This window comes from Ornithinibacillus proteolyticus (assembly GCF_039581225.1).
Lineage (GTDB): Bacteria > Bacillota > Bacilli > Bacillales > Amphibacillaceae > Ornithinibacillus > Ornithinibacillus massiliensis.
This window is the reverse complement of the sequence record NZ_JBCPXV010000063.1, coordinates 1-14,862: the sequence shown is the minus strand read 5'-3', so window position 1 is coordinate 14,862 and position 14,862 is coordinate 1. Positions and strand designations below refer to the sequence as shown.

The window sequence follows — 14,862 nt, the reverse complement described above, 5'->3', positions numbered from 1 at the left end:
GATGGAGTGTTACGGGCACGATGATTAGTTCTTCATGTGGCATAGAAAAGCACCTCCTTCAATTGATATTTCTATCTTAGCAAGAGGTGCTTCATTTTTGTATGCGTTGTTTGATTACGGGTTTACTAAGAATCCTCTTTTTTTATTGCTTTATCAAAGTTTTCTGTTTGAACTCCATACAGAGTAAACGAATGAATTGTAGTATCTTTAATTCCAACCTTACTAATATAAACAGAGTTGGGGGCATAAGTAGTATTTGCAAAAGGTGAACCATAATTATTTCTTCTAGCGGAGACTTTTGCACCATCATAATCTACTAAATCATCAGCAATACTCCAACCTACAAGATTTCCCTTTCTTACATGATAATAAGTAACGCCATCCACAACTGCTTTTTCAAAGGCATATACCTTATCACCAGGTCTTACATAATCAACTGTAGGAAAATCACCTTCCTTGGGATTACCTGGATGCTCTCTAATATATACGGAATAGTTAGACATAAGTTCCTGTTCAAAATAATCAACAGTATAAGAAAGGTCTTCAAGATCAACGGTTTTAGGATACTCACTCAAATCAACTTCTTCTTCAACAAATACGTCATCCTCAGTACCAATAGTACCTAACTCTTTTACAAGAACAGGTTCTTTTTCTGATGCCGAATTTTCAGAATCTAGCTTTTCATCATTATTATCCTCAGTACCAGATGCCTTACAACCTACTAAAGTTAAAACTAGTGCGATTAACACTAAACTAAATATTCTTTTTAACATACAATGTCCTCCCTGAATTCAACTGTTTTATATAATTACTTTTACCAGTACAAAATAGATTGTCAGCATCAGGAAAAATGCTTTATTCATTTAGAAAAGAAAAAGCTGAGTAGAGCCTTGCAGGTTCAAAATCTGCACGGACTTCGCTACTGCAGATGCAGGGGAAATGCCCAATGCTAGTAAGCAAGTTCTACCGTTTGTTCAAAGACTAACTTGATTAAAGATCTTCATTTGTGATTATCTTCAATAACTCTGATGAGGCTTCTTCTGATAACAGTGTGTAATAATTATTATTTCGAATAATAATTTCTAATTTATTACCCTCGGGAGTAATCCAAATATGACAATTATCATTTAATTTATAATCTGGTTCGTGTTCCATAGATATATCTGTATTTGTATCCCATTTAGCACTGCGAAATTTTTTATTTATATTTTGGATGATATCTTTGTCTTGAATTTCGTTTATAACTACATAATCACTAGTAAGCTCATCTCCTACTCGTTCTTCTACAATTAGCGTGGTGTTTTCTTCGAAGTTAACAATATCCTTCTGGCTACACCCAACTAGACCTAAAAATAAAACAACGAAGAATACCAGCTTTTTCACGATTACTTCCCCCTTTGACGAATTATTCAACTTTTGTTCTCTAACCTACTCAATCTTAACATAAAATTCTGAGTTGTATAATTTTGGTATTAAAACCTATGATAGTATTTCATTTACTAAAAATGAGTTATAAAATTCTACTATTTGACGCTTTTAAGTGAATTTTATAGTAAATATTTCCAAAAAAATATTTACCAGATATGGAAAGTGTGATAATGTTTAATAGACAGATAATTTACTCTAATTAGTCTAATAATACGGCAGGTTTTAGAGAAATTCACTATTCTTACTATAGTCAAAACACCTGGGTTACATATAAACCAACATTTTTGACTGTAAGTCGTACTGATGGTACTGCTGAATCAGCAAGTGCCACGGTTCATAAAAGACTACCTTAACTGAGACATGTATGCATGGAAATACCTTTAAGTTAAATTGCTTAAAGGTATTTCTTATACTTCTGGTAGGAGGAAAAATCATGATTAAACTACAAGATATCGTAATGAACTTTGGGGAAAATACTATTACTACTGCACTAAAAAATATAACATTGGAGATAGCCAGGAACGATTGGATTACTGTTTTAGGAGCTTCTGGTTCGGGTAAAACTACTCTATTGAATATAATTGGAGGCATACTGAAACCTACGTCTGGTATCGTTCAAATAGATGGGGCAAATCTGAACGATATGAGCCGGGCTAATATACAAGAATACCGTCGTAAGAAAATCGGTTTTGTTTACCAAGATTATAAGTTATTCAATCAATATACAGTGATAGAGAATGTAATGGTGCCACAGTTACCATACGGTAAGAGGAATGAAATTGAAGAGAAGGCACGGCACCATCTAGAAGAGGTCGGCTTAAATCACCGAATGAATCATTTTCCGAAAGAATTATCAGGAGGGGAAAAACAAAGGGTAGCCATAGCGAGAACTCTTTTAATGGAACCAGAGATTTTATTATGTGACGAGCCTACGGGGAATCTAGATCGGAAGAATACAGAAAATGTAATGAACTATAATGGACCCAAGATTTTAGACAGCAAGAAAGGATATGTTAAGGTAGGTTTATGAAACAAAAAAGGAAACGATATTCACCAGAATTTAAAGCACAAGTTGTATTGGAAATTCTTAAGGAAGAGAAGTCTTTAACTGAGCTGTCCTCTGAATATGGGATTCATGTTAATCAGCTGCGGAAATGGAAAACACAATTTCTAGAACAAATGCCGCAACTGTTTCAAAAGCAGAACAAGGATCAAGAAAAGATGAAAGCTGATTATGAAGAACAAATTGAAAATCTATACGCTGAAGTAGGCCGATTAACCACGCAATTGTCGTGGCTCAAAAAAAAATCTGGCATCTACCACAACTAGGCAAGAACGTGTGAATATGATCGAATGGCAAGACTCAGAATTATCCATTACAAAACAGGCAGAGCTATTAAGCCTTAACCGTTCAAGCCTTTATTATAAACCAGTCGGGCCTTCAGCAGAAGATGTAGCCATCAAGCACCGTATCGATGAAATTTATACAAAATACCCATTTTATGGGTCTCGTAGGATAACAGCACTGCTAAACCAAGAAGGAGTGAATATCAATCGCAAAAGAGTACAACGTCACATGCGAGAAATGGGGATTCAAGCTGTTTATCCGGGTCCAAATTTAAGTAAACGGAATCTACAACATCGAATTTATCCATATTTACTGAAAGGAGTGAACATTAACTATCCAAATCACGTTTGGAGCATTGACATTACCTACATTCGACTCCAACGAAGCTGGATGTACTTAGCAGCGGTTATTGACTGGTATTCCTGCTATGTCATTAGCTGGGAGCTGGATCAATCCCTAGAAATTGGATTTATCCTAGATGCCGTTCAAAGGGCCTTCTCTATAGCTAAACCCGTTATCTTTAATAGTGATCAAGGCAGCCATTTTACCAGTCCCAAATATATCAATCTACTAAACTCTAAGGAAGTTCAAATCAGCATGGACAGTAAAGGACGTGCTTTGGACAATATTATCATAGAACGTTTTTGGCGCAACATAAAGTACGAAGAAGTATATCTAAAAGATTATGAAAGTCCAAGGGAGGCTAGAATAAATATAAGAGATTACATTGATTTTTATAATTACAATCGCCCTCATCAATCGCTAGATTATAAAACACCATCATCAGTTTATTTTAATTAAACAGGTTCGTCATTGCCCTTCCCATCTTTGAGAAATTATCTTTCATGCGACAGAACCTGTCAAGGGAGAATACGCCCTTGACAGAACCTGCCACATGAAAGGCATGGTTGGCAAGATGGGAAGGAGCAAAACTCAATGCACCTTAAATTTATAAAAAAGTTGTCTTGACGATGGGGTCCACTTTAAACATCATCCAAAAACTCCATAAAACAGGATTAACCATTATCCTTGTTACTCATGATAATAGCTTAGTAAAGTATAGTAATCGGGTTTTAACCATACAGGATGGAGTCATGAAGGAGTAGTTTGGTATGAATCAATTATTAATTAAAAATCTAATTAAATCTAAAAAGAAGAGTATTTTGTTTATTATTGCTTTCATTATCATTTTTTCTATTCTCCCAATCGCCTTATTCTCTATTAAAAATATGTATGGTAATATTCATTCCGATATTGCTGAACATTCTAGAGGAAGCTATGATTTATTAGTTCGATCTCCTGATGCAATATCTGACATCGAAAAAGACCTCGGAATTGTTCCCGAAAATTACTTAGGAGGTGGGCGAGGAGGTATATCGCTTGCACAATGGAATGAAATCAAAAATAGGGAAGACATTGAGATTGCAGCTCCTGTTGCTTCTCTAGGTTATTTTACTGGAATTAATTCAACATTAGGTGTATTACCTTCCCCTCATCAAGCGTCAGCTTATCGAGTGGAATACTCCACAACAGATGGCGTAAATGACTATTTATATAATACATATGAACAGGTATTTTTAGAATCCTCCGATAATATATTGGCGAATTTAGTAAGGCAAACAGAAATGTTTAGTTTCAGACATCCAATACATGCTTTATTTCCCCTACCTGTTACATATAACCATTTAGTAGGAATTGATGCCAAAGAAGAGGAAAAATTAACTGGTATCAGCTTTACATCGATAGTATTCGGCAAGGAACAAAAAGGATTAGCTCAAGGCTTTGGATCGGATCCAGAATTACTAGAGAAAGTTCATATTATTCCTGTTATGCAATTACAAGATAGTAATGTAGTTGTCAAAGCCAAAATAGAGGTTGGGGAATTACCGTTTACTAATGAGGATACACTTCAATTCGAGGAACAGTGGGGAGTGTCTGATATTAATGAGATTATCAGCTATATTGGTGACGCTAACTATCAGCAATTTTTTAAAGAGCTAATGGAAACGCAAAAAACAAATACAATATATCATGAATTGGAGTTTACAGAATTCCTTAAACCATTCAATGCGGAAGGGAAAGGAATCGTTGTGAAGGAAGATGGAAGTCTTGTCGATATGGACGAGTATAGCCAGAATGTAAGCTATGCTAATTCCACGAATTGGAATAACATAACACGCTACTATTTGGCCGACCCTGTAAATTATAAACAAACAGATGAAGGCTTAAGAGTTGAAAAAATTGGTGAAGAAAATGGCATACCAATTTATCGTCATCTTGAAGAAAAAGGAATCAGAATTACGGAAGCTAATCAATCACAAGAATTGTTATCAGTAATGACTGATGCAGTAGGTTTTTATCATATAGACGATAAGCAGGAAAGTTTAGCAGCTAGCCCACTAGGGATTTATCAATTAGAGCCAGTAACGCATATCGATGCTTCAGGAAGTGAGATTACCCTAACACCAACTTTTACTGCAGGAAGTTATATTACTGCTCCTGCTGAAGGCGTCACGAATATAGAATCAGCTGAGTTTGTAAAGGGAGATAAACCAATCGACGCAATCCGTGTCAAAGTAGCAGGGATTGATGAATATTCTCCTGCTGCAGCAAAGAAGATTGAGAGAATAGCCAACGAGATTAGCGAAATGGGATTACATGTAGATGTAGTTGCTGGTTCCTCTTTACAACAAATCGATGTGGAAGTCGAAGGTGTTGGATTAGTACAGGAGTCATGGACGACATTAGGTGCTTCTGGTCAAATCGTCGGGCAGTGGGATATTACCAATTTATTATTAGCTTTAGTCTTCGTACTTGTTTCCATTATCTATGTAATAAATTGTATAAGGTTATGGATTGTAGAGAAAGAGGATGAGATAAATCGATTTAAAATACTTGGATGGGAGTACAAACATATTAAAAGTTTGTTTAGAAAAGAGATAATTAGTTTGCTAGTAATATCTATCCTATTCTCGTTTATAGGTGTTGCAGCCTTTATGCATGCTGAGCACCAATATGTCTTGTTGTTATTAATTCAACTATTGGTTATTATCTTAATCCTGACAATGATATTAGTGATAGTAACAAAGCAACTTAACAGTGTTCTTGAGGAAAAAGACAAAAAAAGAAATCAAAAAGTAACAGTTACTAACTCTTTAGTGCTGAGAAATGTGTTGTATTATAGAAAGAGTATTGTTGCAACATTCTTTCAAATTATATTAGTAAGCTCACTAGCGTCATTCGTATATCTATCATTAACAGAATCAGTAGTGCAAACTAATCTTACTTTACTCGGACAGTATATTAATGCTGAAGTAAATGACTGGAACAAGCTTCTTATCTTCTGTACATACTTGTTAACAATTATTACATTCGTTGAAAATATTAGTGCAATGCTTCAAAACCGGAAAGAGGAAATAAACAATTATAAAATCTTAGGCTGGAAACTAAAGAGTATTAACGTGTTATATATGAAAGAAGTGTCCCTGTGGACAGGGATTGCCTTAGTGGCTGGTAGTATGATAAGCTTTTTACTTTTCTTTAGTTTTTATCCAGTAAGTGTAAAAAATATAACATTCATTATCTTAACAGGATTCTGTTTATATATACTTATATTGACCGTAACCTATAGCTTATTAAGGGGAAATTTAAGACAATCATTTATTTAAAATTTAAATATCAAAAGAAGAGATCAGAGGTCTAGCTATATAGTATTCAAGAGGGTAAAATGAGTGGCGTAATTACATTCGTTGTGCCAAATAAAGTAGATAGTTTTGATTTACGCTTGAAATCTAAATTTCTCGGAAATGGAATTCTAGTAAAGTTTGATTAAGCAGAGATGGTTACCTTTAAGTAGGTGACCATCTACTTTTTGTTTCAAGACAATATTATATTAGTGAGATTAAAAATTCTATTCTAAGAAATGGGGGGAAATTAGTGGACTTTTACTTACTTACACAGTCAAAAGTCCACCAAAGAAAAACTTATTACCCTTTTTATATCAAGTATTTACAACAGTACAGAGTTAAATAAATCGGTTCCTTAAACCGTGTGTCGCAAGTTTGAATCCTGCTGTAACAACACTTTATTTTCTAAAAGTGAGTCATAAAATTCATCTACTAGACGAGCAGTTAAATCTGCAACTTTAATATTTCCTAGAGCTGGTTTTACGTGATTGTTTCCCTCATCATGTAATTATGTTGAATAGCTTACACGCTTTTCTTTGAATTTAAGCCAATCGTCTAAATACTCTTCCCACTTATGCGAATATATCCTATTCTCTAGTTGCTCCGGTGTGCTAATTGATAAAACTGCATACAAATTCTTAATGTAATTTGCTGTGTGTGTGTATACATATTACTCCCTAAGTGGAATGTACGTTCGGTTTTAAGCTGTAAAAAGAGGAAGCACCAAAAATGCTTCCCTAATCGTTTATTATTCGCTTGCTTCTGTTGTCTCCACGACTTTTTCAAATAGAACCTCGTCAGTGAAGGTAAAATTTGTTAGTTTAACTGGTTCACCTGGGTATAAAATTTCAAATCCTATAACAGCGTCAACAGTTGCCCCAGGTTTAACATCTGTATTTCCCATTTTTACTAAATCAGGTTTATAATCTTCTGGGAATTGTCCGTTTGCTCCTGTTAAAGTCTCCACAGTTGTATCCGTTTCTTGTTTTGCATCAATACCTATTGACATCCATGGACTAGTAGCTTCCTCTGAATTGTTAGTAAATGACATTTCTATTGCTAAAATTTGAGTATCATTGTATTTACCAGTTATTTGTTCGATTGATTTAATTTCGTACACATAATCACCGTTATCAAATCCTGTATCACTGACTTCACTACCATTATCTTCGTCTTTATTATCGTTATTTGTTTCTTGAGTTTTGTTTTCTGATGATTTGCCCCCGTTATCACCTGAATCATTAGAATCGTTACCACATGCGGCTAGCAACAACACTAACCCTACTAATATAAATAGAATTTTCTTCATAAACCTTGTCCCCTTTTTTATGAATATATTTATATCATCTATGTAATACATAGTTGATAACAGCCATATGATAATATGATCCTTTTTTGACTTCTCTTTTAAATTTAGGCTATGTTAAAGTTTATTGTTGATAAATAGGAAAAAAATTAGAACTTCCGTTTTTTTGGAAGTTCTATTAGTAATAACGTTTTCTTCAACTAACGCACCCGTTAGTAAAGTAGAAAGACAATAATTATTACTTCTATTATTCAGTATCATTGCGGTTTCATTTAATAAGAAAATAATTATTTTAGTGAGGAATGGCACGACTACACCCAATAGGAACAAAGTAATGACGACATAAAGAATGGTTCGAGCTATTAGACTAATCCTTTTTTTGTATTAGTACCAGTAATTACCTCCCCAGATTAGCAATATTGTAAGATCATAGCCGAATAGGAGACCGTAGGGTCTTGGGGCTGGGCTGATATTTACCACAGAGAAAAATTTTAAATTCAGGATAAATATTCAATACTCTAACAGAGTCTTTTGCTTGAATAGAGTTAGCTTCTTCTTTCCTTTCCCTAACTTGATAGAGCTGGTACCGGTAAGACGAAGACTTGTCATTGATCTCCCAATTCAAAGAAACATAGTTTTCTTTATGATTTGGAGTCGCTTGTAGAGTCGGTTTAACAAAGAATGCTGCAGAAACAGGAGTTGTAAATGTGTAGATGCAGCTAAAGCGTACTTAATAGACCAGCTACTATTCTTTTTGTATATTTCATGTAAGTCCACCCCCTAATAAAATGATCCCTTCTATATTCTAATGAATGAATCCGGAAGGAATCGTAACTGAATCAAGGTCTACTTTAGTTCGTTGTTTTGATTAGACAAATAGTTAGTCGAAATCTGTCGATGAAATGGCTGAAAAGACCCATACCCCTTCCAAATAAATGGTGGTATTGTAAAAGTGTCGAATATTAAAACAATTCCCAAATCTTATGTTAACTTACTATAAAAAACCAGTATGAGAGGTGTATAATCAATGGCTGACATTTGGGCAAACCACGTTTTTGATGACTATGAATTGGATCCACTCGATGACAAAACTATAGAAAAAGTAGAAGGAAAATTGGGAATCAAATTCCCGGTTTCTTATATAAATCTACTTAAAGAGAAGAATGGAGGAGAGTTAAAATGTAATCGCTACCCGTATGTCTACGAACAAGATGTTGATGAAGAAGATCCAGAGGCAAATGCTGATTTAACCATTGAGTTTCTACATGGTATCAGTACAAAGAAAAGTGAAGGTGTTTTAGAATCCATCTACCTCATCAAAGAGTGGGAGCTTCCAAAAGATATTGTCATTCTAAGTGGCAACGGAGGCGAACGATTTATTGCATTTGATTATCGTCAAACCAAGACGAATCCTCCAATTATCTTAATCGACACGGAGATGGAATTCGAAGATGTCATTGCGGCCAACTTTGAGGAACTTCTAAGCAAGTTATATGAAGATGAAAACGATGCGTTAATCAATGCAGCAAATATCGAAGTATTCAATGACAGCTATACACATGAAGAAGCAGAAAAGATATTCAAAACGGACAAGCTAGGTTTAATAGAAGAAGCATTGCAATACTTTTACCGCAATGAAGATGATTCAACATGGTTACTTACGAATATGGAGCAGATAGTTCATTCGAACAAAAAGGCTATGCACGCACCTCATGTTGTTGCGGAAATACTGTATAAGATCATCGAGTCAAGATACAATACGGAGAGTACAGAAAACAAGCAAGTAATAGGCCGTATTATTGATCAACTGAAGAACCACCCATATGATACAGGTCTTTCGAGGTATGGTGCAAAGCTACAACAATTAGTTGATAGTAAAGAAAGCATAGACTAGGTGTTTCATTCCATTGCGACTACGGTAGAAGATTCATCTACCGTAGTAGAACCATGGAAGTATCTATAACACTCACCAAACAATGAGGGAGAGAACTTTGCATGAAAAAGAGATTGAATACTTTAATTATTGCAACGATATCTTCGATGTTACTTTTTCTGTCTGTTGGTCCTTCTTTAGCTCTAGCATCTTCTGTCGATTACAATTCAGAAATTAGCATTGAAGAAGCGAAAGATTTAGTTGAACAAGGCTATTATGGAAGCGTTGATGATGCGATTTTCTTTGAATCCATGTCAGAAGAAGAATATAATACGTATCTGAAAGAATTTGAAAGCACTTTCGTTGATGAAAATGGTGTATATAGTGCAAGTTATATGGATGATGAATCAGTAGGTTTGATTGAAGAAGAAGTTGTCATTATAGAAGATGAGTCAGAGTGGGAACTCATAGAGGGTGAATATGACCCGGAATTAATTCCTGAAGATGGCGAATACCAATTATCCTGGGGATGGGCCTTGCCAGCGGCAAAGGCTATTGTTAAAACCAAAAACGGAAAAAAAGTTGTGAAACAGTTCTTAAAGAGTTCGGAAAAATGGATTAAAGTTGTCAATGGGAAACTGGCAGGAAAAAAACATCCGAAAACAGGCGTTAAGTTCAATAAAAATGGATTTCCAGTCTTCCCAAGACAATATCAAACTACGTTGCCTACTGCTAATTTGAAGTCCACTAACGCCACTCAATTTAAGTATGCCAACAAACAATTGAAGGCATCTTTTGATAAAAGTCCCAGTGTGAGATCTAAATTTAATTCACTACAACAACAAGACATTCGCAATGGAAAAACGCCAAGAGGTTATGTGTGGCATCATCATGAAAACAGAGGTCTACTACAGTTAGTAGATAGGAACCTTCATGGAAAAACTGGCCATACAGGAGGAAAGTCAATCTGGGGTAAAAAGTAACCCTATAATATCTCAACTATATCTATAAAGAAAAGAGGACGAATTTGCTATAGAATTCATCCTCTTTCTATCTCCACTCTTTTAATCCGCTACGTTGATTTTCACTTCGATGTCTTCATTCCGCCACTTTTCATCACCTGGAACGATCAGCACGTCTTTCTCTTCCCGGTCTATATTGGCAACAACGTAAGATTGAATTGCCAATACGTTTCCGCCCCTCGTCAACCCATAGAAGGTCAAGGTGCCATTTTCTGTTGCAGTATAAGAAACAGAAGTGCCTGTCGTCACGGTACCATTGGGCAGCATGATTCTTTCCAACCCAATCCCCCTTTCTCGTGATGGTCAACACGACATTGCCATTCGTCCAAGAATTCGAGGCTTGAATCGTTAATTCCGGCTTCTCTATTTTGAAGTGAGAAACCGATTTGTTGCCGGCTTTATCAATGGCAGCAACATGAAGGTATAAGTCCTTGTTGAAATGTTTTTCTTTCAAGGCGTAACTTGTCCCTGTTGTTTCAATGGTATCATCGGGAATGGTGGTTGGATTCGTATCGTTCACAATCGAATAACCTTCCATTCCAGATTTATTTTCTAGTTGAATCACATCGGATTCGAATTTTCTTCTATCATTTTGACCAATCGCCTCTACGTAATAGGCATAAGTATATCCGTTATCTGTGGAAGCTCCATAGGATACCTTGAATGTATTCAAATCGGTAGAGCGACACCGGATGAGCGGAAGGTTTTGGCAAATACGCTGTTTTATCTGTCTCAGTTAACGAATGAAACAGAAATGAAAGACCGCTCAGGGATGGATCTGGCTTCCCCAACAACACCCACTGATTTAACCGTCTCCTTAGATTTAAAAAAACAATTCTCCCCATTTTCTTTTCCTTCTTCCACTAACCTGCCCCGTTAGTTGAACAAGCATCAGTGCTTATACAGCAAATTTATTTAACCTAAGTGTATCATAAGTTTCTGAATTCTGTACTAAATTCCCTTTAATAATCAAGTCATTCATTGTTACTTCATTTCTTTGGTGATGGATACTTTCCAAGACCTGAAACCAAGTAAGGTAATTGTTTAAATACTTGGTCGCAACACCATTAAATCGTTGCATCCAACCTTTTAGTCTTCTATGATAATTATTCACGTTCTGGATGTGATAAAGCCCCTTTGTACGAATCTTACCATCGGACTTGAATTGGTAAATATCCATTCCCTTTTCAGCAGCATATGTTTTAAATGCACGCCAAGAATCCGTGCATAGTATATTTTCATTTGAAATTCTATGCCCGATGGCTTTGTCTAATTGGTCTTTGGTTAACCTACCCATACCTAATATCTGCGAAAAGGTGGTTTTATCACGGTCTCTTGCAACCAACACGCAAACTTGTTCATTGCTTATACCACGTTTCTTCGCAGAACCACCACGCTTACGTGGTTTTCTACCTTTAATTTTTCTTTGTCCTTTTTCTGAGTACAAGAAATAGGTCTCGTCTATCTCTACGATACCTTCAAAATTAGGGATTTCAATTTGATTTAACGATGATAATAGTTTGTGTCTCCAATAAAATAGAGTGACGTGAGTGATGTTACCTATTAAGTCAGCAGACTTTCGTAGAGAATAACCTTCAATCATACACTCAACAAATTTAATCCACTGGTTAAGGTGACGAGTTCGATAAAGAACTGTATTTGTGAGGTCAGTAAATGTCTTTTTACAAGCCTTACAGCGATAACGTTGCTTTTTAACCTCTTCGCCATCAACGATGGTTGTATATTTGCCAAATCGAACAATGTGTACCGATTCGCAATCTGGACATTCATACCCATTCTTATTTTTACGTTCAGATATTTCGTGAAGAACGGTTCCAGTCGAACTTGATGCTGTGAGTGCATCAATTAAATATTCACGCAATCTGTGCTTCTCTGCTGAATTTAATTTTTGAATGGCTTTAAGGATTTCAGTAGCTCTCACAATCATCACCAACCCTATTGTAGTTAGTTTAATTATAGAACATTCGTTCCTTAAAATCAAATATCAACAGCTAACTTTAACAGAGCCTAAATTTAATAGAATCAAAACCAACAATTACTCAAGTATACCATTAATACCATTATTTACAAAATATAATGGTAAATTAGAACTATATACGAAATAAGTGAACATTTACGGAAAGCCGCTGATTTTTATGGGGATATGCCCTTCTTCTCACTAATTGATATAAAATTCTATCAAATTAGTGCTAAACACTTTAAAAAATTCACAAAATGTTCTAAAATACTAATAAACATTTTAAATATTTCATAATTTAAGAAATGTAATCGGTTGCAAATTTTGTAGATGAGGTGATAAAGGATGGATATGCAACGTGTACCGGCAAGAGAAGGAAATTATAATCTAAAGAACTATGATGAATTAAGATCCACCTTCAAATGGGAGGATGTGCATAAGCGCTTTTCTTGGAATGAAACAGGAAAAGTGAATATTGCATATGAAGCAATTGATCGCCATGCGGAAAACCCAGAGAAAAAAGATAAAGTTGCCCTTTTATACTCAGCGCCTGGAAGAGAGGAATCCTTAACCTTTTCCGATATTAGTAAGCAAAGTAATCAATTTGCTAATGTCCTTAAGAAATACGATGTTCAAAAAGGGGATCGGGTATTTTTGTTCATGCCAAGAAGCCCAGAATTCTATGTAAGCTTCTTCGGAATTTTAAAAACTGGTGCAATCGCAGGTCCATTATTTGAAGCCTTTATGGAACAGGCGGTTCGCGATCGTCTTCAAGATAGTGAGGCAAGAGTACTGATTACGACACCTGATTTATTAGAACGTGTACCACAAGAGGATTTACCAGACTTAGAGAAAATCATCTTAGTTGGTAATCGCAGTGAGCCATCTGATAAATATATCGATTTTTATGAGGAAATAGAAGCAGCAAGTGAAAGCTTTGATATTGAATGGGTAGATTTAGAGGATGGAATGTTAATTCACTATACCTCTGGATCTACTGGTAAGCCAAAAGGGGTTTACCATGTGCATAATGCAATGATTCAGCACTATGTAACTGGTCAATGGGTACTTGATTTGAAGGATGATGATGTGTATTGGTGTACAGCTGATCCTGGTTGGGTGACAGGTACGAGTTATGGCGTGTTTGCACCATGGCTAAATGGGGTTACCAATGTTATTCGTGGAGGCCGCTTTACACCAGAGGATTGGTATTCAACACTAGAGAAACACAACGTCACCGTTTGGTATACGGCACCTACTGCATTACGTATGCTCGTAAGTGCTGGTGAAGAACTAGTGAAAAAACATGATTTCTCTTCATTGCGCCATATCTTGAGTGTTGGGGAACCATTGAACCCAGAAGTGGTGACATGGGGATTGAAAGCATTTGATTTACGTATTCATGATACATGGTGGATGACCGAAACGGGTGCACAATTAATTGTGAATCTACCTTCTGAGGAGATTCGCCCAGGTTCGATGGGGAAACCAATTCCAGGTATTGAAGCATCGATTGTTGATAATGAGGGGAATGAAATCCCTCCAAATCAAATGGGTAATTTAGCCATTAAAGCAGGATGGCCTTCCATGATGCGTGCGATTTGGAATAATCCTAGTAAATATGATAGCTACTTTATCAATGGCTGGTATGTATCAGGAGATAGTGCTTACCGTGATGAAGATGGTTACTTTTGGTTCCAAGGTCGCTTAGATGATGTGATTAATACATCTGGTGAGCGTGTAGGTCCGTTTGAAGTAGAAAGTAAGCTAATTGAACACCCTGCAGTAGCAGAAGCTGGTGTTATCGGTAAACCAGATCCACAGCGTGGGGAAATTATTAAAGCATTCGTCACACTAAATCCTGGGTATCAGGAATCGGATGAGTTATTAGAGGATATTCGCCAATTTGTGAAAACGGGATTAAGTGCACATGCTGCACCTCGTGAGATTGAAGTACGTGATTCAATTCCAAAGACACGAAGCGGTAAAATCATGCGTCGTCTGCTTAAATCTTGGGAACTAGGGCTACCAACTGGTGACACATCTACATTAGAATCTTAACAAAAAACCCTCCAGCAAAAAGTGAGCTGGAGGGTTTTTGTGCGCTTGGCAGCGCTCCGAACTTAAGGGTGAAAGTCCCAAACACGCCGTAGTGGCGGAAGTGTATAGCTGACAGGCAGTGCATGCTCGTGAGGGAATGTGCGGAGGGCTTGAAGGCAAA

General features: G+C 36.2%; 11 protein-coding genes. 6 read left to right on the top strand and 5 right to left on the bottom strand.

All coding sequences use genetic code 11. From position 1 onward, the window contains the following. Positions 1-125: 125 nt before the first annotated feature. Positions 126-773: a hypothetical protein gene (locus tag AAIB49_RS18020; RefSeq protein WP_343458835.1), complete on the bottom strand. Its 648-nt coding sequence runs from the start codon at positions 771-773 to the stop codon at positions 126-128. A 217-nt stretch (positions 774-990) separates the two neighbouring features. Further along, positions 991-1,383, bottom strand: a complete 393-nt coding sequence (locus AAIB49_RS18015) for a hypothetical protein (RefSeq protein ID WP_343458833.1) — start codon at positions 1,381-1,383, stop codon at positions 991-993. A 478-nt stretch (positions 1,384-1,861) separates the two neighbouring features. Here AAIB49_RS18015 and AAIB49_RS18010 point away from each other — a divergent pair, with 478 nt between their 5' ends. From AAIB49_RS18010 to AAIB49_RS18000, 3 genes are all read left to right on the top strand, one after another. Then, entirely contained in the window at positions 1,862-2,458 is a 597-nt protein-coding gene (locus AAIB49_RS18010) for an ABC transporter ATP-binding protein (RefSeq protein WP_343458832.1), read from the top strand. Further along, a protein-coding gene (locus AAIB49_RS18005; protein WP_445254529.1) for an IS3 family transposase occupies positions 2,455-3,577 on the top strand; the annotation gives its coding sequence in 2 pieces (ribosomal slippage) (positions 2,455-2,729 and positions 2,728-3,577; 1,125 coding nt in all). The genes AAIB49_RS18010 and AAIB49_RS18005 overlap by 4 nt, the downstream gene beginning before the upstream one ends. 311 nt (positions 3,578-3,888) lie before the next feature. Next, a complete protein-coding gene (locus tag AAIB49_RS18000) occupies positions 3,889-6,444 on the top strand; it encodes an ABC transporter permease (RefSeq protein ID WP_343458831.1) in 2,556 nt (851 codons plus the stop codon). A gap of 766 nt (positions 6,445-7,210) precedes the next feature. Here AAIB49_RS18000 and AAIB49_RS17995 read toward each other — a convergent pair. Next, a complete protein-coding gene (locus AAIB49_RS17995) occupies positions 7,211-7,771 on the bottom strand; it encodes a DUF5067 domain-containing protein (RefSeq protein ID WP_343458829.1) in 561 nt (186 codons plus the stop codon). Positions 7,772-8,795: 1,024 nt separating this feature from the next. Here AAIB49_RS17995 and AAIB49_RS17990 point away from each other — a divergent pair. After that, positions 8,796-9,662, top strand: a complete 867-nt coding sequence (locus AAIB49_RS17990; protein WP_343458828.1) for an SMI1/KNR4 family protein — start codon at positions 8,796-8,798, stop codon at positions 9,660-9,662. A 101-nt stretch (positions 9,663-9,763) separates the two neighbouring features. Then, complete coding sequence (locus tag AAIB49_RS17985; RefSeq protein ID WP_343458827.1) at positions 9,764-10,624, top strand: HNH endonuclease; 861 nt, start codon at positions 9,764-9,766, stop codon at positions 10,622-10,624. Positions 10,625-10,757: 133 nt separating this feature from the next. On the opposite strand, the gene AAIB49_RS17980 is transcribed toward AAIB49_RS17985, so the two are convergent. Then, positions 10,758-11,336: a hypothetical protein gene (locus AAIB49_RS17980; RefSeq protein ID WP_343458826.1), complete on the bottom strand. Its 579-nt coding sequence runs from the start codon at positions 11,334-11,336 to the stop codon at positions 10,758-10,760. 225 nt (positions 11,337-11,561) lie between these two features. Beyond that, a complete protein-coding gene (locus AAIB49_RS17975) occupies positions 11,562-12,605 on the bottom strand; it encodes an IS1595 family transposase (protein ID WP_343458825.1) in 1,044 nt (347 codons plus the stop codon). A 381-nt stretch (positions 12,606-12,986) separates the two neighbouring features. Here AAIB49_RS17975 and acsA point away from each other — a divergent pair, with 381 nt between their 5' ends. Continuing rightward, entirely contained in the window at positions 12,987-14,702 is a 1,716-nt protein-coding gene (gene acsA, locus AAIB49_RS17970; RefSeq protein WP_343458824.1) for an acetate--CoA ligase, read from the top strand. Positions 14,703-14,862: the final 160 nt, after the last annotated feature.

Coding starts and splice junctions, on each gene's coding strand:
- AAIB49_RS18020 (WP_343458835.1), bottom strand. CDS start 773: ATGTTAAAAAGAATATTTAGTTTAGTGTTAATCGCACTAGTTTTAACT.
- AAIB49_RS18010 (WP_343458832.1), top strand. CDS start 1,862: ATGATTAAACTACAAGATATCGTAATGAACTTTGGGGAAAATACTATT.
- AAIB49_RS18000 (WP_343458831.1), top strand. CDS start 3,889: ATGAATCAATTATTAATTAAAAATCTAATTAAATCTAAAAAGAAGAGT.
- AAIB49_RS17995 (WP_343458829.1), bottom strand. CDS start 7,771: ATGAAGAAAATTCTATTTATATTAGTAGGGTTAGTGTTGTTGCTAGCC.
- AAIB49_RS17990 (WP_343458828.1), top strand. CDS start 8,796: ATGGCTGACATTTGGGCAAACCACGTTTTTGATGACTATGAATTGGAT.
- AAIB49_RS17985 (WP_343458827.1), top strand. CDS start 9,764: ATGAAAAAGAGATTGAATACTTTAATTATTGCAACGATATCTTCGATG.
- acsA (WP_343458824.1), top strand. CDS start 12,987: ATGGATATGCAACGTGTACCGGCAAGAGAAGGAAATTATAATCTAAAG.